Here is a 17,830-nt window from a genome sequence, read left to right as displayed (position 1 = left end):
AGATCGAGTGCACTGCGGGAGCGAGCGGTGAGCGGAACGTCCGAAGGGCCGACGCCCGCGGCAGACCTCGACCGGTCAGCCGTCACAGACAGTGACCACACCACCTACCACCGTGTCTTCGCGGCCGCCCCGATCGCCATGGCCGTCGTGGACCGCGCCGGACTGGTCGCCGGCGCCAACGCGGCCTTCGGCGAGCTGCTCGGCACCGATCCGGACACCCTCACCGGGCGGGTCGCCGCCGACCTGGTCGACCTGGCCTCGGACGCGCGCAGCTGGCACGCCTACCGCGAGGTCCTGCGCGGCCGGCAGGCGAAGCTGCGCTGCACCCGCCGGCTGAAGCACCCCGAGGGGCACTCGGTGTGGGTGCAGGTGACCGTGTCCCCGCTCGGCGGGGAGCCCGGGGTGCTGCTGTCCGTCGCGGACATCAGCGCCCGCCGTGAACTCCAGGCACGGCTGCGGCACTTGCAGATGCACGACCCGGTGACCCGGCTGCCCAACCGCACGCTGTTCTTCGAGCGGCTGACGGTGGCGCTGGAGGCGGAGTCGTACGAACAGAGCGGCACCGGCCGGATCGGCCTGTGCTACCTGGATCTCGACGGCTTCAAGGCGGTCAACGACACCCTCGGCCACCGCGTCGGCGACCGGCTGCTCGCAGCCGTGGCCGAGCGGCTGACCCGGGTGGCCGACGAGGCCGGCTACGCCCGCGCGGTGACTCCGCTGGTGGCGCGGCTGGGCGGCGACGAGTTCGCGCTGCTCGTGGAGGACTCCACCGGCACCGAACAGCTCGCCGATCTCGCCGAGTCGGTGCTCAACGCCCTGGAGGAGCCCTTCGATCTGGCCGGGCAGCGGCTGTCGCTGACCGCGTCCATCGGGGTCGTCGAGCGGCACGCGGCGGGTACGACGGCCACCGGCCTGATGCAGGCGGCCGACACGACCCTGTACTGGGCGAAGGCCGACGGCAAGGGCCGCTGGACCCTGTTCGACCCCGAGCGCAACGCGCACCGGATGACCCGTCAGGCCCTGTCGTCCACTTTGCGCCCCGCCATCGACCGCGGCGAATTCGCGCTCGAATACCAGCCGTTGGTCGGCATGGAGGACGGACGCCTCTCCGGGGTCGAGGCGTTGATCCGCTGGAATCATCCTCAGTTCGGCACACTGACGCCGAATCGGTTCATCGGACTGGCCGAGGAGGACGGCTCGATCGTGCAGCTCGGCCGCTGGGCGCTCTTCACCGCCTGCCGCCAGGCCCGCCGCTGGCAGCTGGACCACCCCGCGGAGCCGCCCATCTTCGTCAGCGTCAACGTGGCCGTACGGCAGGTGTGGGACTCCGACCTGGTGGCCGACGTGGCCGAGGTCCTGTCCGAGACGGGACTCGCCCCGCACCTGCTCCAGCTGGAGCTGACCGAGTCGGCGGTGATGGGTTCGGCCGGCCGCCCGCTCCAGGCGCTGCAGGCGCTCAGCGACATGGGGGTGCGCATCGCCATCGACGACTTCGGCACCGGCTACTCGAACCTGGCGTACCTGAGCAGGCTGCCGGTGAAGGTCCTGAAGCTGGACGGCTCCTTCGTACGCGGCTTCCAGTACGAGGAAGCGCCCAAGGGCGTTCCGCCCAACCCCGCCGACGAGGTCATCGTGGAGGCGATGATCCAGCTGGCCCACCGGCTCGGCCTGACCGTCACCGCCGAGTGCGTGGAGACCTCGGCCCAGGCCACCCGGCTGCGCCGGATCGGCTGTGACACCGGCCAGGGCTGGCTGTACTCCCGGCCGGTGCCGCCGGATCGTATCTCCGAGCTGCTCGGCGAGCAGACCTACGCGGTCGGCAAGCCGTAGGCGTCGGCGATCAACTCGTAGGAGCGCAGACGCAGTTCGCCGCGGTGGGCGTGGGAGACGAGCATCAGCTCGTCGGCGCCGGTGCGCTTGTGGAGGTCGTCCAGGCCGGTGCGGACCTCGTCGGCGGTGCCGTGCACGATGTTGGCCGTCCAGGAGGTGATGAACTCCTCCTCCATGGGGCTGAACTCGTGCTTCTCGGCCTCGTCCGGGTCGGGGAAGAGGCCGGGCCGGCCGGTGCGCAGCCGGAGCATGTTCAGGGCCATCGCCCGGGTCTGGCGGCGGGCCTCGCGCGCGTCGTCGGTGGCGAGGGCGGAGACGCCGATCAGGGCGTACGGCTCGGCGAGGACCTTCGAGGGGCGGAAGGTCTGCCGGTACAGGTCGAGGGCCGGGATGGTGTTCTGCGCGGAGAAGTGGTGCGCGAAGGCGAACGGCAGGCCCAGCAGACCGGCGAGACGGGCGCTGAACCCGGAGGAGCCGAGCAGCCAGACGGGCGGTCGGTGCGGGGACTGGACGCCGCCGGGGGTGGTGGCCTGCACGGGGCCGGGAATCGCGTGGATCCTGCGGTAGGGGTGACCGTCGGGGAAGTCGTCGTCCAGGAAACGGGTGAGCTCGGCGAGCTGCTCCGGGAAGTCGTCGGCGCCCTCGTTCAGGGTGTCGCTGCGGCGCAGGGCCGCGGCCGTGGCACCGTCGGTGCCGGGTGCGCGGCCCAGACCGAGGTCGATACGGCCGGGCGCCATCGCCTCCAGCGTGCCGAACTGCTCGGCGATCACCAGCGGTGCGTGGTTGGGCAGCATGACGCCGCCCGAGCCGAGCCGGATGCGCTCGGTGTGGGCGGCGAGGTGGGCGAGGATCACGGCGGGCGAGGACGAGGCGACGCCGGGCATCGAGTGGTGCTCGGCGACCCAGTACCGGTGGAAGCCGCGGGCCTCGGTAAACCGGGCCAGCGCCACGCTGGTGCGCAGCGCGTCGGAGGCGGTGCTGCCCGCGCCGACGGTCACCAGGTCCAGTACGGAGAGGGGGACGGGGGCGGTGCCGTGCGCGGCGCCCCGGATCTCGTCTGCCTCGACTGCCTCGGCTGCCTCGTCTGCGGACACGGTGTGGGCCTCCTGTGTGTGGCGTGGGCTGTCCTCGGTCCACTAACAGGAGGCAGTCTCCGGTTATTCCCGTACCTGGACCAGGGGCTCCCGGGTGAACAGCGTCCCCAGCGTCGGCGCGTTGACCCGCCGGTCGGCGAGCCTCAGCCCCTCCCACACCGTCACCTGGTTCGCCGTGAGCACCGGCTTGGACAGCGCCTTCTCCAGCAGCGACAGATGCGCCGCCGTGTGCAACGCGGTGTCCGGCAGCAGCACGGCCTCCGCGTCGGGTACGTCCGCCGCCCGGGCCAGCGTCAGCACGTCCTCCTCGCCCCACGTGCCGACCTCCGCCGCCGTGATGATCCCCGAAGACCGCATCCCGGTCACCTCCAGCCCGCCGGCCCGCAGGAAGTCCGCGAACAGTGCGGCGATGTCCTCCGGATAGGTCGCGCCGACCGCGATCCGCCGCACCCCGATCTCCCGGGCCGCGTGCACGAAGGCGAACGACGTCGAGGACGCGGGCATCCCGGCCAGCCGGGCGAGCGTGCGCACCTGCTCCTGGGCGCCCTCCCAGCCGTGCACGAAGCCGCCGCTGGTGCACGCCCACACCACCGTCTCGGCCCCGGTCAGCCGCAGGGTCTCCATGCCCGCCGCGAGCCGCTCGGGGGAACCCATCTCGCGCAGCGCCGCCACCCGGTGCGCGTCCTCGCCGATGTCGGTGTGGACCAGGTCCACCCGGATGTCGCTGCCCAGGAGCTGCTCGATGCGCGGATAGTCGTCTTCGGCGGAGTGGCCCGGGTAGAGGAATCCGAGTGCGGTCATGGCCGTCCTTCTCAGTGTTCCGGCGTCGTTCCGGCGTCTTCAGTGTTCCTGCGTCTCTTCCGGCGTCTCGTGCGGCAGTACGGGGGGCCAGGCGCGCGCCGACTCGTCCAGCAGCGCCTGGTACGGCCCCACGGCTCGGGTACCCAGCCGGCGCAGCGCAGCCCACATCGTGACCTGGTTGGCCGACAGCACGGGGATGCGCAGCTCGGCCTCGAGTTGGGGGATCACGTCGTACGTCGGCAGGTTGGTGCAGGAGATGAAGAGGGCGTCGGCGGTGCCGGGGCGGACCGCCTGCCGGGCCATGGCCACGACGTCCCGGTACGGCACCTGCCAGATCTGCCGGGTCAGGCCCATGAAGGCGCAGCCGGTGACCTCGACGCCGGCCTCGGCCACGAAGTCCTCCAGCGCCCGGGTCACGGACACGGTGTACGGCGTGACCAGCGCGAGGCGTCGTATCCGCAGCTCGGCCAGGGCCTGGAGCAGCGCTCCGGAGGTGGTCACCGAGGGCGGCGCGCCCGCGAGGCTCATCGCCGCGCACATCGCCCGTTCCCCGGCGATCCCGCCGACGAAACTGCCGGAGGTGCAGGCGTAGGCGACGACCTCGGGCGCGACGGCGGTCAGCGCGCGCACGGCGTCGCCGAGGGTCTCGTGCTCGCTCACCAGGCGGGCCAGGTCCAGGCTCACCTCGACCGGCACGAACGGGGTCCGGGTCAGATGCAGCGACACCTCGTCGGGCACCCAGCGCCACAGCTCGCGGTCCAGGGCGAAGTCGAAGGGGGCGACGACTCCCACACCGCGCTGAGGGCGGGGGCCGCCGAGAAAGGAGACGTCCATGGCTGGCACCGGCCTCACGCTGGGAGACGAGTGGGCAACGGATCGTCAGGGCCTGTCCGACAGTTCCCGTCGTCCGCCCGAAGGGCGGGCCCCGCGGCGTCTGGTGCGTGCGATCGCAAGGCGCCGGAGCGCCCTCGTGGCGGAGCCACGTGGGCGTTTCGGCAACGCGGCGAGCGTGCGTGCCAGGCGTCGCGGGGCAGGCGGGAACTGTCGGACAGGCCCTGAGTGCGCCCGTGTTGACGAAGGTAGGTTCGGGTGCGAGCGTGGTCAATCCGCGGATAAACCGCGCATGTCAGACGCCTGGTCCACGCATGTCGGACGCCTGGTCCACGCATGTGGGACCCCGTGGTCCGCGCATGTGGGACCCCGTGCTCCCCGCATGCCGGACTCCCTGGTCCGCGCACGTCAGACGCTCGGAGCCGCCCCGTATGACGACCCTGCCCACCCTCCTCGTCCTGGACGCCGACCCGCCGCCGCGCCTCGGCCGGCTGACCGGCCGCGCCCGGATCGTGCACACGGACGCTGCCCGTCTGGCCGAGCGGCTGCCGCAGGCGGACGTCCTGCTGGTCTGGGACTTCACCTCGCACGCGGTGCGCGAGGCCTGGCCCGGGGAGGGGCCCCGACCGCGCTGGGTGCACACGGCCAGCGCTGGCGTGGACCATCTGCTGGGCCCGGAGCTGGCCGCGTCCGACACGGTGGTCACGAACGCGCGCGGGATCTTCGACCAGCCGATCGCCGAGTACGTGGCGGCCCTGGTGCTGGCGGTCGCCAAGGACCTGCCCCGCACGCTGGAGTACCAGCGGGAGCGGACCTGGCGGCACCGGGAGGGCCGGCGGGTGGCGGGCACGCGCGCGTGCGTGGTCGGATCGGGCCCGATCGGCCGGGCGATCGTCCGCACCCTGAAGGCCCTCGGCGTGACGACGGCGCTGGTCGGCCGGGTCCCGCGGACCGGTATCCACGGGCCGGCCGACCTGGACCGGCTGATCTCCCGCGCGGACTGGGTGATCGCGGCGGCGCCGCTCACCGAGGCGACGTACCGCATGTTCGACACCCACCGCTTCGGCGTCATGCAGCCTTCCGCCTTCTTCGTCAACGTCGGCCGGGGCGGGCTCGTCGACGAGGAGGCCCTCGCCCACGCCCTGACCCGGCGCTGGATCGCGGGCGCGGCCCTGGACGTCTTCACCACCGAACCCCTCCCCGCGGACAGCCCGTTGTGGGGGCTGCCGGGACTGATCGTCTCCCCGCACATGAGCGGGGACACGGCCGGCTGGCGGGACGAACTGGGCGCGCAGTTCGTGGAGTTGTACGAGCGGTGGGCGGCGGGCAGACCTCTGGTGAACGTGGTCGACAAAAAACGCGGTTACGTCCCGGGGCACTGACCGCGTGGACCGCCCGGTCCCCTTGGACCCCTTGGCCTCTTGGAGGGTGCATGCAGCTCACCGACCTGACCGCCGTGGCGCTCCTCGACGGTTACCGCAAGGGCGAGTTCAGTCCCGTGGAGGCGACCGGGCAGGCCCTGGAGCGGGCTCGGCGGATCCAGCCGGAGGTGAACGCGTTCGTGCGGCTCACCGAGGAGGACGCGCTGGCCCGGGCGCGCGAGTCGGAGGAGCGCTGGCGGCGCGGCGAACCGGCCGGACTGCTGGACGGCGTCCCGGTGACCGTGAAGGACATCCTCCTGCTGCGCGGCCACCCGACCCTGCGCGGCTCCAGGACGATCTCCGAGCAGGGCGAGTGGGCGGAGGACGCGCCCTCGGTGGCCCGGCTGCGCGAGCACGGCGCGGTGTTCCTGGGCAAGACGACGACCCCCGAGTTCGGCTGGAAGGGGGTGACGGACTCCCCGCTGACCGGGATCACCCGCAACCCGCACGACCACTCCCGCACCGCCGGCGGCTCCAGCGGGGGCAGCGCGGCGGCCGTGGCGCTCGGCGCGGGCCCGCTGTCGCTGGGCACGGACGGCGGGGGCAGTATCCGTATCCCGGCCGCGTTCTGCGGCGTCTTCGGGCTGAAGCCGACGTACGGCAGGGTGCCCCTGTACCCGGCCAGCGCCTTCGGCACGCTCTCCCACGCGGGCCCGATGACCCGGGACGCGGCCGACGCGGCCCTGCTGCTGGACGTCATCGGCGCCCCGGATCCACGCGACTGGTCGGCCCTGCCGCCCGCGCCGGGCTCCTTCACCGAGGCGCTCAGGGGCGGCGTGCACGGCCTGCGGGTGGCGTACTCCCCGTCCCTGGGCGGCCAGGTCGCCGTCCAGCCGGCGGTCGCGGCGGCGGTACGGCGCACGGTGGCGTCCCTGGCCGACCTCGGCGCGTACGTCGAGGAGACCGACCCGGACTTCAGCGAACCGGTGGACGCCTTCCACACCCTGTGGTTCAGCGGCGCGGCCCGGGTCACCGAGCGGTTCTCCCCGCGCAAACGGCAACTGCTGGACCCCGGCCTGCGGGAGATCTGCGTACAGGGCGCCCGCTACAGCGCGCTGGACTACCTGGCCGCCGTCGACGTCCGCATGGACCTCGGCCGGCGCATGGGCCGCTTCCACGAGCGCTACGACCTGCTGGTCACCCCGACCCTGCCGCTGACGGCCTTCGAGGCGGGCGTGGAGACACCGAGGGGCTCGACCCACCACCGCTGGACGGGCTGGACCCCCTTCACCTACCCGTTCAACCTCACCCAGCAGCCCGCGGCAACCGTCCCGGTCGGCACGGACGCCGACGGACTGCCCGTGGGCATGCAGCTGATCGCCGCCCGCCACCGCGACGACCTGGTCCTGCGCGCCGCGCACGCGCTGTACGAGGCGGGAGCGGTGCCGGCGCCAGCCCCGCTCGACTGAGCCGCGCGTCGGCCGGTCCTCACGCCCGCCGGAAGCTCAGCGTCTCCCCCGCCGCCCCCGTGCGCCACAGGTCGTTGCAGGCCTCGGCCATCTCCTCCAGGCCCTCCACCACCTGGCCCCACACGATCCCCGGTACCCAGCCCACGTCTCCGTTGAGGAGCAGGTTGTTGCGTTCGTAGAACAGGGCCAGGTCGACCACGGTGGTGCCGGGGCGGACCTCGCGGTCGTAGCCGTAGGCCCTGGTGCCCAGCTCGGTGCCGGCGAAGGAGAAGTAACAGAGGTCGCCGGGGATCGGGGTGACCGTGGGGTTCTCCAGTGGGGGTTCCGTGGAGGCGAACGGAGGGAAGAGGACGTAGATCTCGTTGCGGGCGTACTTGGCGTGGTAGACGTCGCCCGCGAGGGGCAGCGCCTGCCATACGGCCTCGCAGGTCAGGGGCGCGCGGTCGGTCAGCAGTCGTGCCGTGCAGTGCACGCCCCGCTTCTCGAGCGAGACGGTGACGAATCGATCGGCCATGAGAACCAGGGTGCATAGCCCGGATCCGCTTGGGTAGCCGCGCCGCCATGGCTCCACCACTTGGGAACGACGTACACACATTCCGGTCGGGACTCAGACACAGCGGGCGCACCCGGCGCTCGGTGCTCGGTGGCCTCGCCGCCCTCGGCGTGCTGGGCGCGGCGGGCTGCTCCCGGGTGGCCGCGGCGTCCGGCAAGGAGGGCGGTGACCTGCTCGAACGCCTCCGCGCCCAGGGTGTCGTACGGCTCGGGATCGCCGGTGAGATCCCCTTCGGGTACATCGACAAGGACGGCCATCTCACCGGTGAGGCGCCCGAGCTCGCCAAGGTGATCTTCAAGCGGCTGGGGGTCGGCCGGGTCCAGCCGGTGCCCACCGAGTTCGGCTCGCTGATCCCCGGGCTCAACTCGCAGCAGTTCGACGTCGTGGCGGCCGGGATGTACGTCAATCCGGAGCGATGCCAGCAGGTGATCTTCGCCGATCCGGACTACCAGATGCTGGACTCGTTCATCGTCCGCAAGGGCAATCCGCTGGGGTTGCACTCGTACAAGGACATCGTCGCGAAGAAGGCGAAGTTCGCCACCGGCACCGGATACGCGGAGATCCAGTACGCGGTCGAGGCCGGGTACAAGCAGGGCGACATCCTCATCGTCCCGGACCAGGTCGCAGGGCTGAACGCCGTCGAGGCGGGGCGCGTCGACGTCTTCGCCGGTACGGCGCTCACCACCCGGGAGGTGGTGAAGAAGTCGGCCAAGGCGGAGGCCACCGCGCCCTTCGCGCCGCTGGTCAAGGGCAAGCCGCACGTCGACGGCGGAGCGTTCGCGTTCCGGCCGACCGAGACGAGGCTGCGGGACGCCTTCAACGGGGAGCTGCACAAGCTGAAGAAGAGTGGCGAGCTGTTCCGGATACTTCGGCCCTTCGGGTTCACCAAGGCCGAGATGACCGGCCTCACCGCGAAGGAGCTGTGCGGCGGATGACCTCGGGACTGTGGGAACTCGTACTGAACGGCGTCTGGACGACCGTCCAGCTGCTGGTGTTCAGCGCCCTGCTGGCCGCCGCCGTGTCGTTCGTCGTCGGTATCGCGCGGACGCACCGGCTGTGGATCGTGCGCTTCCTCGCCGGCGTCTACACCGAGGTGTTCCGCGGCACCTCGGCGCTGGTGATGATCTTCTGGGTGTTCTTCGTCCTGCCGGTGGCCTTCGGCTGGCAGCTGGTGCCGATGTGGGCGGGCACGCTGGCGCTCGGGATGACCTACGGCGCGTACGGCGCGGAGATCGTGCGCGGCGCGCTGAACGCGGTGGACCCGGCGCAGAAGGAGGGCGGCATCGCGCTCAGCTTCACGCCCTGGCAGCGGATGCGGCTGATCGTACTGCCGCAGGCGGTGCCCGAGATGATCCCGTCCTTCTGCAACCTGCTGATCGAGCTGCTCAAGGGCACCGCGCTGGTCTCGCTCATGGGCATGGGCGACCTGACGTTCAGCGCGAACCTCGTGCGGCTGGCGTTGCAGCAGAGCGCGGAGATCTACACGTACGTGCTGCTGATCTACTTCGCGATCGCCTTCGTCCTGACGCGGCTGATGCGCTCGCTGGAGAAGCGGCTGAAGGCCGGGATCGGCAAGGACGCCGGTACGGAGCCGGCGGCGCGTGAGCTGAAGCGCGCGCAGACGACCGGAGTGGGGGGTCGGGTCGCATGAAGTGGGACTGGAACGCCGTGAGCGACTTCATGCCGGACTTCTGGCAGGGGTTGCTGGTCACCCTGGAGGCCGTGGCCCTGGGCTCGCTGCTCTCCTTCACCCTCGGTCTGGTGTGGACGCTGCTGATGCGGACGCCGAGCCGGTGGGTGCGCTGGCCGGTGGGTGTGGTCACGGAGTTCGTGCGCAACACCCCGCTGCTGGTGCAGCTGTTCTTCCTGTTCTATGTGCTGCCCGAGTGGGGCGTGACCTTCTCGGCGCTGACCACCGGCGTCTTCGCGATCGGCCTGCACTACTCGACGTACACGATGCAGGTCTACCGGGCCGGCATCGAGGCGGTGCCGGTCGGCCAGTGGGAGGCGGCGACCGCGCTGAACCTGCCCCGGCGGCGGACCTGGACCGTGGTGATCCTGCCGCAGGCGATCCGCCGGGTGGTCCCCGCGCTCGGCAACTACGTGATCGCCATGCTCAAGGACACCCCGATGCTGATGACGATCACCGTGCTGGACATGCTCGGGCGCGCCCGGCTCTTCTCCCAGCAGCACTTCCAGTTCACCGAGCCCCTGACCGTGATCGGGGTGGCCTTCATCCTCATCTCCTATCTGGCCTCCCTTCTGATGCGAGCCCTGGAGCGACGCCTTGTCCGTTGAGACCCGTCCGCAGCCCTCCCGCACCGACGCCCAGCCGACCGAGCTGATCCGCCTGGAGAACGTGACCAAGCGGTTCGGTGCCAACACCGTGCTCGACCGGCTGGACTTCTCCGTCGACGCCCGCCGGCATGTGACCCTGATCGGGCCCTCCGGGTCCGGCAAGACCACGATCCTCAGACTCCTGATGACCCTCACCAAGCCGGACGAGGGCACGATCACCGTCGACGGGGAGCAGCTGTTCCCGGCGCCGGAGAAGCAGGTCCGGGAGGTCCGCAAGAAGATCGGGATGGTGTTCCAGCAGTTCAACCTGTTCCCGAACATGAGCGTGCTGCGGAACATCACCGAGGCGCCGGTGCAGGTCCTCGGCATGTCCAAGGACGAGGCCGAGGAGCGGGCCCGGGAGCTGCTGGAGCTGGTCGGGCTGACCGACAAGCGCGACGCGAAGCCCACCCGTCTCTCCGGCGGACAGCAGCAGCGGGTGGCGATCGCCCGGGCGCTGGCGATGCGGCCGCAGGTGCTGCTGCTGGACGAGGTGACCTCCGCGCTCGACCCGGAGCTGGTCGCGGGCGTGCTCGACCTGCTCAGGGACATCGCCCGCAGCACCGACATCACGATGCTCTGTGTGACCCACGAGATGGGTTTCGCCCGTGACATCTCCGACCAGGTACTGATGTTCGACGGCGGCCGGGTGATCGAATCCGGTTCCCCGGACAAGATCTTCACCGAGCCCGAGCAGGACCGCACCCGGGAATTCCTCAGCGCGGTCCTGTGACCACGGGGCGTGAATCCGGCAGATCCCGAGGTCCAGCCGCTGGGTCATGACTTTGGCATATGCCAGAGGGTCTGCGCCGCAGTTGGGAGGGGTCAGGCGGGCGAAGAATCTCGCCAACCCCCTCTCCCTGCACCGGGTTTGCCCGTTATCGTGGTAGCGATCCGCCGACCGGATCTCGCGGCCCACACAGGCGAGCGCAGGGGGACACCGTGGCGCTGATGAACGAGCCGACCGCCCCGTACCACTCGGCCCAGGACGCCCTGCGCGTGCTGGAGACCGTCGCCCGCCACTCCGCCGGCGTCACCGACACCGAACTGGCCCGCCGCACCGGCCTCGGCCCCGAGCGGCTCACCGCCCTGCTGCGCATGCTGCGCCGGGAGGGCTATGTCGAGCAGATCACCGACGGCGCGTACGTCACCGGCGACACCCTGCGCCGCCTCACCTCCGCACACGACCGTGAGCGGGCCGTGCGCGAGAAGCTCCAGCACACCCTGGACCGGCTGCGTGACTCGGTCGGCGCGGCGGTCTACATGAGCCGCTACGTCGACGGCGAGGTCAAGGTCACCCAGTACGCCGCCGGGCCCAGCACCCCCGCGGTCAACGAGTGGGTCGACTTCCGCTACTCCGCACACGCCACGGCGGTCGGCAAGAGCCTGCTCACCCAGCTCGACCACAACGCCCGCCGCGACCACCTCTCCCGGCACAAGATGGCCCGCCTCACCTCGCGCACCATCACCAGCGACAAGCTCCTGCTCTCCCGCCTGGAGTCCCAGCCGCCGACGGTGCCGGTCCTGGACCTCCAGGAGTACGCGATCGGCACGGTCTGCGCGGCGGTCCCGATCACGGCGGGCTCGTCGGTGGGCTGCCTGGCGCTGTCGCTTCCCGTGGAGCACGCGCACCGGCTGAAGCAGGCGGCGGAGACCCTGAACCGCAACGCCGCACCGGTCCTCCTCTCGCTCACCCTCTAGGTGGTCACGAGCACCCCTCAGGACCAGGTAGTATTTTCTTCGTCGCCAGCCGCGGGGAACAAAAAACCGCAGCGGGCGGGAGTCATGCGCCGCTAGCTCAGTTGGTTAGAGCAGCTGACTCTTAATCAGCGGGTCCGGGGTTCGAGTCCCTGGCGGCGCACGATGACGATGGCGAGCCATGTCCGCAAAATACGCGGACCTGGCTCGCCATCTCTGTTATTGCGCGGCTTCGCCGCGCGCCGTGGGGGCTTCGCCACCCACACCCCCTTCCGCATCCTCAGCGGCGAGAAGCCGGTACCCTCCCTCCCCCTGTGGCCGCCACCACACCGGATCGGCGCACGCGTACCCCTCTCTCCTGAGCAGCGCCCGGTGGATCTTGTTCGTGGCCGTCACCGGCATCCGCTCCACCACCCGCACGAACCGGGGCGCCATCTTCGTCCCCAGATCGGGCTGGGCCGCCAGGAACTCCGCGAAGCCCGCCGGATCGAAGCTCCCGGCGATGGTCGCCATGACCTGGTCCCCGGTCACCGGGTCCGGCACCCCGTAGACGGCGACGGCCACCGCGCCCTCGTACCGGGCGACGATGTTCTCGATCATCGCGGCGGCCAGGTTCTCCCCGTCGACCCGGATCCGGTCATCCATGCGGCCCGCGAAGTACAGATAGCCGTCGGCGTCCCGGTAGAACAGATCGCCCGTCCAGTACGCGCCACCCCTGCGCCGCTCGGCCTCGGCGGCCGGGTTCCGCCAGTACCCCTCGAACGGGTTCGGGCCCCGGTTCACCAGCTCGCCCATCGCCTGCTCCCCGTTGAGCAGGCGCCCGGCGGAGTCGAACACGGCCGGCGGGCACTCGCGCCCGGTGGCCGGGTCGAGGACCACGAGTCCGGGTTTCGCCGGTCCCACCGCACCCGCCGGGGTCCCCGGCGCCCACTGGATCGCCGCGCCGCCCTCGGAGGAGCCGTAGCCCTCGACCAGCCGGACCCCGAACCGCTGCTCGAAGGCCGCCGCGTCCACCGCGCCGGCCTCCGTGCCGAAGCCGAGCCGCAGCGGGTTGTCGCGGTCGTCGGCACGCTCCTCGGTGGCGAGTACGTACTGGATGGCCCGCCCGACATACGTGAAGTACGTCGCCCCGTACCGGCGCACATCGGACAGGAACCCGGACGCCGAGAACCGCCGCCGCAGCGCGACCCCCGCGCCGGCGGCCAGCGCGGGCGCCCAGTCGGCGATCACGGCGTTGCCGTGGAACATCGGCATGCAGATGTAGTGCACGTCGTCCGCGCCCACCCCGAACTGCCGCACCAGCGCCTGCCCGGCCGCCGCCAGCCGGCCCTGGGAGCACAGGGCGGCCTTGGGGGCGCCGGTCGACCCGGAGGTGAAGTACAGCAGCAGCCGGTCGGCGGGCGCGGCGCGCGACGGGTCGGGTACGGCGCCGGCGTAGGGGGCGAGGAGGGTGCCGTACTCCTCGCCGTCCGTCACGAGGACCCGCACCCCCGGCAGTTCCAGACCGGCGAGCAGAGGCAGCTGGGGCCGCTCGGTGACCAGGAGCGGGCACTCGGTGTGCAGGATGTCCCGGGCCAGTTCGGATCCGCGGCGGGTGGGGTTGATCCCGGCGACGGCCGCGCCGGCCAGGGCGGCGGCGCCGAGCCAGAGCGGGAACTCCTCGGTGTTGTCCAGGAGCACGCCGACATGCGGTACGGCACCCGGTGGCAGCAGGTCGGCGAGCAGGGCGGCCCGTGCGGCGGCGCCCGCCGCGAACTGGTGCTGCGTCAGCGTCCGTTCGTCGCTCCTGAGTCCCGGGCGGTGATCCCCCCACCGCGCCGCGACCAGCTCCGCGACCGTGCGTGCCGTGGACTCCATGGCAGCGCACGGTAACTGACGTTGCGTCAGTTTGCGAGGGTCATGGCATCAGGCCGCCGGAGTCCGAGAACGCCGTGTGGGCGGTGGTGATGAAGAAGACGCAGAAGGCGATGGCCGCCCCGAGGAAGGCAACCCCGAAGCCGGTGCCGACGGCCAGCCTGGCGGGCGCCGGCGGGCGCGCGGTGGCCCGCTGGGGCTGCTCCGGCAGATACCGCACGGTGACGAAGTCGCCTTCCAGGACGGTCGCCGGACCACCCTCCTCCTCGAAGCGGACCGTGCCGCCTTCGCGGGTGGTGAACTCGTAGACATGGTGCAGGGTCGTCCGCACGGACGTGTCCCCGCCACCCCCGCTGGTCGTCGTGTACGTCCGCAGGCAGCGCGCCTCGGCGGTCAGACCGTGCGCCCAGATCCTGCCGATCCGCCGGGCGCGGCGCAGCATCAGGAAGGCGGCGTACCCGAGGCCGGCGATCATGACGGTGGGCAGGGCGTAGAAGAAGAGCTCGAACATGCGGTTCCCCCGAGGTCCGGTACGCCGTTCCGCTCGGTCGGCGTGCGAGGAACGTACCGGGCGGTAGGGGCGGCCGGCCTCAAGGGAACCTCAGTTTCCGTGCCATGGCGGAGCGGTCCTCAGAACGTGACGTCCGAGCAGGCGTAGAACGCGTTGCCCGTGTCGGCGATCGTCCACACCGCGAGGATGACGTGGTGCCCGCTCAGCCCGGTCGGCAGGGTGCCGCTGTGGCTGAGGGTGGCCGGCGGTCGCTGGCCGTTGTACGGGACCGTCAGGAACGGGGTGAGGGTGAGGTCCGAGCGGGACAGGGCGTGGTTCTGGTTCCAGCCCTGCTTGGTGACGAAGTACTTGAAGTCCGTCGTGGCGTGCTGGGCAGTGAACTGCCAGCGGAAGGTGTACGTCTGGCCGCCCATCACCCTGATCGTGGGCCAGGCCGCGCCGGACGGCGTGGTCGGCGAGCTGAGCTGGGCGAACCGGCTCAGGCCGCCGTTGCAGATCTGGCCGTCGGCGGGCCCCGCGGCCGGGAATCCCTTGGGACCCTCGACGCTCTGCGGCTCGTACTGGATGTCGCCGCAGCCCGTCACCGTGCCGTTGGCGCAGAGCTTCTGCCTGCTGATGGGGAGGTCGGTGTAGCCGTGCCCGCTGGCGCCGCCGGTGGAGAGCGCGAACGCTCCGGCGGTCATCACACCCAGCACGACCGCGGACAACTTGGTCCTGGTGCGCATACTGCCGCTCCTGGAGAACGTGGGGAGTTCGATGAGCTGTGCAGGTAGGTCTAGACCAAGTCCCAGATTATTGCCGTTAATTGAACATGTCCATACCAACTCCGCGGCCCCTCGCTACAACGACTCCCCGCGCCCCGAGCAGAACGCGACCGTCAGGTCCCGCACCAGCGCCTTCCGCTCGTAGTCGTCGAGTTCGACCAGACCGCGCACGGTCAGCCGGGTCACCATGCCCTCCACCGAGTCCACCACCGCACTGAGCATGTCGGCCCGCTGCCGGGCGTCCAGCCGGGCGATCCGGCGCCGGTGCATCGCGGCCGCGACCTCCGGGGCGTACTCCACCCGCAGCGGCCGCACCGAGAGCACCTCCACGCCGACCGGCGCGGCCTCCTCCGCCACCAGCCGGGTCAGCGCCTCCCCGGCCGCCGGCACCCCACCCCGTGTCCCGCCCGCCGGCTCCACCGGCACCCGCGCCAGCGCCGCCTCCACGCACTCCCGCAGATACGTCTCGTGGTCCTCGACGCCGAGCACCGCCCGCGCGGTGTCCCGCATCCGCCACACCACCAGCACCACCACCCTGAGCGCCATCCCGTCGGGATCCGCCGCCGGGATCGCCTCGCTGCGCCAGTGCCGCAGCCGCACATCGACCCGGCGCCGCCGCACCAGCGGGTTCACCCAGAACAGCCCGGCGCGCCGTACCGTCCCGCGGTAGCCGCCGCACAGGCCGAGCACCCAGGCCCGGCCGGTCCGCCCCCGGGTCAGCCCGCCGAAGCCGAACAACCCCAGCGCCCCGGCTCCGGCGTACGCCGCCCACTGCGCCGGACCGAACCCTGCACCCAGGGACGCGGGCAGCCGCAGCGCCTCCAGCACGGCCGGCGGCAGCAGCCCCGCCCACCAGCAGGTCACCAGACAGCCGGTGATCCCGGCCGCCCCCGCGAGCAGCCCGGCCGCCCCCGGCAGCACCCGCGCCGGGCGCTCCACCAGTTCCGGGTCGACCTCGGGCAGCGATCGGCGGCACACCGAATCGGGGCGTTCGGAGAGTTCGGTGTGTTCGGTGTGTTCGGAGTGCTTGGCTTGTTTGGTGTGCTTGGTGTGTTTGGGGCACGGCTGTTCACCGGTGGCCCGGCGACGGGCCACCACAGCGGGCTTGAGCGGCACCTTCACCGGGTTCAGCGGGTCGGGGTCGTCGCGGAAGAGCAGATGGACGGGGATCTCGGTGGTCGACCCGCCCGGGAGCAGCCGGGCCGGACGCCCGACCGACCCCAGGCCGCCCTCCGGCTGCCCCTCGGATTCGGGCGGTGTGTGCGACGTGGTCGTACCCATGCGTACCTCAGGCGCTCGTCACGTCGTCAAGGTTCGCGTCGGCGAACAGGCGGCGCCAGGTCTCCGGGCCCGGGTGGCCGTCCGCCGCGCCGCCGCGCCAGCCCTGGGCACGCTGGAAGGCCTCCACCGCGCGCCGGTCCTCTTCGCCCCAACGCGGGCCGGGACCGGTGGCGTAGAACCTGCCGAAACCTTTCTCCATCAGCCGGCGGCCCAGTTGCGTGATGTACGGGTTCTCCTGGCCCGGACGGAAGTAGCCCCGGCCGGGATAGCCGGACACCCCGTGCGAGGCGGGCACCCCCCGCGAGGCGGGCACCCCCCGCGGGGCGAGCGCCCCCTGCGAGTCGGGCGCCCCTTGCGCGCCGGGCGCCTCCTGCGGGTCGGGCGCCCCCTGCAGTGCCGACTGCGGGCCCTCCTTGCCGACGGTCACACCCTTGTAGCGGTAGGGGACGTACTTGTCGGTGTTGCTCCAGTAGGGATACGGGGTGGCCTGGCTCCGGGTGCGCGGGGGTGTCTGCTCGTAGACCGTGTAGGTGGTGTGCTTGTCATCCGTCCAGCCACCGAAGATCACCACGTGAGAGCCCTGCTCGGGGTTGTCGGGGTTGTGGTACAGCAGGATGTCGCCGGGTTCGAGCTCATCCTTGGTGATCTTCGTGCCGAACTGGTCGAGGCTGCCCGTCCATTCGTTGGTCCCCAGGTTCCAGGCCATGGAGACATAGCCGGAGCAGTCCTGCCGGTAACCGTCGGACCAGTACTTCTCCATGCTGTACGGCACCTTTGCGGCCACCCAGACCTTGGCCCGGTCGATGATCTGGGCCCGGGTGGTGGCGGGGATGGGGACCGCGCCGGGATCGGCCGGCTTGCCCGCCTCGCCGTGCAGCCGGGCCCGGCCGCCCTGGGGGGTGTCGGTCCCGCCGTCGTCGCCGTCGCCGGGAGCGTGGGCGCGCCCCGCGGCGGGGTGGCCGGGGGCGAGGGCGGCGGCCGGGGCGGTCGCGCCGAGCACGGCGGACGCGGCGGCGACGGCCACGATCGCGCAGGTCACCGAGCGGGCGCCGGTGCGGCCGGACGAGGGGCTGCGGCGGGTCAGGCGCCCTTGGACGCAGCCGGGGCAGTCGCAGTCGGCGGCGGGGTCGATCTCTTCGAACACCGGAGCCGTCATGCGATCTACCTCACATTCATGGGGGATTTGTCCGTGTGTGTCCACGAAGATCAGTTTCCCAACGGCCCATGGCGCCGCCACTTTGACGGTCCGAATGATGTACACGCACCTCCGGGCCACCGGTCGGCCATACGGGGTGGTCACAGGCACCCATGAACGTCAGGTAGAGTTGTCTCCGTCAGCAGGCGCCGCTAGCTCAGTTGGTTAGAGCAGCTGACTCTTAATCAGCGGGTCCGGGGTTCGAGTCCCTGGCGGCGCACGATGACGATGGCGAGCCATGTCCGCAGAAA

17 protein-coding genes and 2 tRNA genes are annotated in these 17,830 nt (G+C 71.6%); 10 read left to right on the top strand and 9 right to left on the bottom strand.

The window, feature by feature from the left end; translation table 11 throughout:
* The first annotated feature begins 27 nt into the window (after nucleotides 1–27).
* The gene (locus tag ACWC2T_RS17080; protein ID WP_450671149.1) at nucleotides 28–1,830 is read left to right on the top strand and encodes a putative bifunctional diguanylate cyclase/phosphodiesterase; all 1,803 of its coding nucleotides are present in this window, start codon (nucleotides 28–30) and stop codon (nucleotides 1,828–1,830) included.
* Here the strand turns inward: ACWC2T_RS17080 and ACWC2T_RS17075 are convergent.
* The 3 genes from ACWC2T_RS17075 to ACWC2T_RS17065 all read right to left on the bottom strand — a co-directional run bounded on the left by ACWC2T_RS17075 (nucleotide 1,809) and on the right by ACWC2T_RS17065 (nucleotide 4,559).
* Entirely contained in the window at nucleotides 1,809–2,924 is a 1,116-nt protein-coding gene (locus ACWC2T_RS17075; protein WP_450671148.1) for an LLM class flavin-dependent oxidoreductase, read from the bottom strand. The genes ACWC2T_RS17080 and ACWC2T_RS17075 overlap by 22 nt on opposite strands.
* Before the next feature lie 63 nt (nucleotides 2,925–2,987).
* Nucleotides 2,988–3,725 (bottom strand): maleate cis-trans isomerase family protein, encoded by a 738-nt coding sequence (locus ACWC2T_RS17070; protein WP_450671147.1) that lies wholly within the window; start codon nucleotides 3,723–3,725, stop codon nucleotides 2,988–2,990.
* Between the two features lie 39 nt (nucleotides 3,726–3,764).
* Nucleotides 3,765–4,559, bottom strand: coding sequence for a maleate cis-trans isomerase family protein (locus ACWC2T_RS17065; protein WP_450671146.1), 795 nt, complete (start codon nucleotides 4,557–4,559; stop codon nucleotides 3,765–3,767).
* Nucleotides 4,560–4,987: 428 nt separating this feature from the next.
* Here ACWC2T_RS17065 and ACWC2T_RS17060 point away from each other — a divergent pair, with 428 nt between their 5' ends.
* Nucleotides 4,988–5,938 (top strand): D-2-hydroxyacid dehydrogenase, encoded by a 951-nt coding sequence (locus tag ACWC2T_RS17060; protein ID WP_450671145.1) that lies wholly within the window; start codon nucleotides 4,988–4,990, stop codon nucleotides 5,936–5,938.
* A 50-nt stretch (nucleotides 5,939–5,988) separates the two neighbouring features.
* The gene (locus ACWC2T_RS17055; protein ID WP_450671144.1) at nucleotides 5,989–7,386 is read left to right on the top strand and encodes an amidase; all 1,398 of its coding nucleotides are present in this window, start codon (nucleotides 5,989–5,991) and stop codon (nucleotides 7,384–7,386) included.
* 19 nt (nucleotides 7,387–7,405) lie between these two features.
* On the opposite strand, the gene ACWC2T_RS17050 is transcribed toward ACWC2T_RS17055, so the two are convergent.
* Nucleotides 7,406–7,900: a DUF3830 family protein gene (locus ACWC2T_RS17050; protein WP_450671143.1), complete on the bottom strand. Its 495-nt coding sequence runs from the start codon at nucleotides 7,898–7,900 to the stop codon at nucleotides 7,406–7,408.
* Nucleotides 7,901–7,947: 47 nt separating this feature from the next.
* Here ACWC2T_RS17050 and ehuB point away from each other — a divergent pair, with 47 nt between their 5' ends.
* From ehuB to ACWC2T_RS17020, 6 genes are all read left to right on the top strand, one after another.
* Nucleotides 7,948–8,874 (top strand): ectoine/hydroxyectoine ABC transporter substrate-binding protein EhuB, encoded by a 927-nt coding sequence (gene ehuB, locus ACWC2T_RS17045; protein WP_450671142.1) that lies wholly within the window; start codon nucleotides 7,948–7,950, stop codon nucleotides 8,872–8,874.
* Entirely contained in the window at nucleotides 8,871–9,590 is a 720-nt protein-coding gene (ehuC, locus tag ACWC2T_RS17040; RefSeq protein ID WP_450671141.1) for an ectoine/hydroxyectoine ABC transporter permease subunit EhuC, read from the top strand. Before ehuB ends, ehuC begins: the two co-directional genes overlap by 4 nt.
* A complete protein-coding gene (ehuD, locus tag ACWC2T_RS17035; RefSeq protein WP_450671140.1) occupies nucleotides 9,587–10,237 on the top strand; it encodes an ectoine/hydroxyectoine ABC transporter permease subunit EhuD in 651 nt (216 codons plus the stop codon). Before ehuC ends, ehuD begins: the two co-directional genes overlap by 4 nt.
* On the top strand, nucleotides 10,227–11,009 hold the full coding sequence (gene ehuA, locus ACWC2T_RS17030; RefSeq protein WP_450671139.1) for an ectoine/hydroxyectoine ABC transporter ATP-binding protein EhuA: 783 nt from the start codon (nucleotides 10,227–10,229) through the stop codon (nucleotides 11,007–11,009). The genes ehuD and ehuA overlap by 11 nt, the downstream gene beginning before the upstream one ends.
* 209 nt (nucleotides 11,010–11,218) lie before the next feature.
* The gene (locus ACWC2T_RS17025) at nucleotides 11,219–11,977 is read left to right on the top strand and encodes an IclR family transcriptional regulator (RefSeq protein ID WP_450671138.1); all 759 of its coding nucleotides are present in this window, start codon (nucleotides 11,219–11,221) and stop codon (nucleotides 11,975–11,977) included.
* 86 nt (nucleotides 11,978–12,063) lie between these two features.
* A tRNA-Lys gene (locus ACWC2T_RS17020) sits at nucleotides 12,064–12,137 on the top strand.
* 56 nt (nucleotides 12,138–12,193) lie between these two features.
* On the opposite strand, the gene ACWC2T_RS17015 is transcribed toward ACWC2T_RS17020, so the two are convergent.
* From ACWC2T_RS17015 to ACWC2T_RS16995, 5 genes are all read right to left on the bottom strand, one after another.
* Nucleotides 12,194–13,831 carry an AMP-binding protein gene (locus ACWC2T_RS17015; RefSeq protein WP_450671137.1) on the bottom strand — a complete coding sequence of 546 codons (1,638 nt, stop codon included), beginning with the start codon at nucleotides 13,829–13,831 and terminating at the stop codon, nucleotides 12,194–12,196.
* 40 nt (nucleotides 13,832–13,871) lie between these two features.
* The gene (locus tag ACWC2T_RS17010) at nucleotides 13,872–14,339 is read right to left on the bottom strand and encodes a hypothetical protein (RefSeq protein WP_450671136.1); all 468 of its coding nucleotides are present in this window, start codon (nucleotides 14,337–14,339) and stop codon (nucleotides 13,872–13,874) included.
* A gap of 119 nt (nucleotides 14,340–14,458) precedes the next feature.
* Entirely contained in the window at nucleotides 14,459–15,064 is a 606-nt protein-coding gene (locus ACWC2T_RS17005) for a lytic polysaccharide monooxygenase auxiliary activity family 9 protein (protein WP_450671135.1), read from the bottom strand.
* A gap of 114 nt (nucleotides 15,065–15,178) precedes the next feature.
* The gene (locus ACWC2T_RS17000; protein WP_450671134.1) at nucleotides 15,179–16,384 is read right to left on the bottom strand and encodes an SPFH domain-containing protein; all 1,206 of its coding nucleotides are present in this window, start codon (nucleotides 16,382–16,384) and stop codon (nucleotides 15,179–15,181) included.
* Between the two features lie 7 nt (nucleotides 16,385–16,391).
* On the bottom strand, nucleotides 16,392–17,540 hold the full coding sequence (locus ACWC2T_RS16995; protein ID WP_450671133.1) for a peptidoglycan-binding protein: 1,149 nt from the start codon (nucleotides 17,538–17,540) through the stop codon (nucleotides 16,392–16,394).
* 185 nt (nucleotides 17,541–17,725) lie between these two features.
* Here ACWC2T_RS16995 and ACWC2T_RS16990 point away from each other — a divergent pair.
* Nucleotides 17,726–17,799: transfer RNA gene (locus ACWC2T_RS16990), tRNA-Lys, on the top strand.
* The last annotated feature ends 31 nt before the right edge of the window (nucleotides 17,800–17,830 follow it).

It is taken from the genome of Streptomyces sp. NPDC001393, from assembly GCF_053597455.1.
Note: the sequence above shows the minus strand (reverse complement) of the source record. Positions and strands in the feature narration are given on the sequence as shown.

Bases quoted from the DNA above. Each gene is read 5' to 3' on its own strand.
- ACWC2T_RS17070 (WP_450671147.1), bottom strand. From the start codon at position 3,725: ATGACCGCACTCGGATTCCTCTACCCGGGCCACTCCGCCGAAGACGAC.
- ACWC2T_RS17065 (WP_450671146.1), bottom strand. From the start codon at position 4,559: ATGGACGTCTCCTTTCTCGGCGGCCCCCGCCCTCAGCGCGGTGTGGGA.
- ACWC2T_RS17060 (WP_450671145.1), top strand. From the start codon at position 4,988: ATGACGACCCTGCCCACCCTCCTCGTCCTGGACGCCGACCCGCCGCCG.
- ACWC2T_RS17055 (WP_450671144.1), top strand. From the start codon at position 5,989: ATGCAGCTCACCGACCTGACCGCCGTGGCGCTCCTCGACGGTTACCGC.
- ACWC2T_RS17050 (WP_450671143.1), bottom strand. From the start codon at position 7,900: ATGGCCGATCGATTCGTCACCGTCTCGCTCGAGAAGCGGGGCGTGCAC.
- ehuB (WP_450671142.1), top strand. From the start codon at position 7,948: ATGGCTCCACCACTTGGGAACGACGTACACACATTCCGGTCGGGACTC.
- ehuC (WP_450671141.1), top strand. From the start codon at position 8,871: ATGACCTCGGGACTGTGGGAACTCGTACTGAACGGCGTCTGGACGACC.
- ehuD (WP_450671140.1), top strand. From the start codon at position 9,587: ATGAAGTGGGACTGGAACGCCGTGAGCGACTTCATGCCGGACTTCTGG.
- ACWC2T_RS17015 (WP_450671137.1), bottom strand. From the start codon at position 13,831: ATGGAGTCCACGGCACGCACGGTCGCGGAGCTGGTCGCGGCGCGGTGG.
- ACWC2T_RS17010 (WP_450671136.1), bottom strand. From the start codon at position 14,339: ATGTTCGAGCTCTTCTTCTACGCCCTGCCCACCGTCATGATCGCCGGC.
- ACWC2T_RS17005 (WP_450671135.1), bottom strand. From the start codon at position 15,064: ATGCGCACCAGGACCAAGTTGTCCGCGGTCGTGCTGGGTGTGATGACC.
- ACWC2T_RS17000 (WP_450671134.1), bottom strand. From the start codon at position 16,384: ATGGGTACGACCACGTCGCACACACCGCCCGAATCCGAGGGGCAGCCG.
- ACWC2T_RS16995 (WP_450671133.1), bottom strand. From the start codon at position 17,540: ATGACGGCTCCGGTGTTCGAAGAGATCGACCCCGCCGCCGACTGCGAC.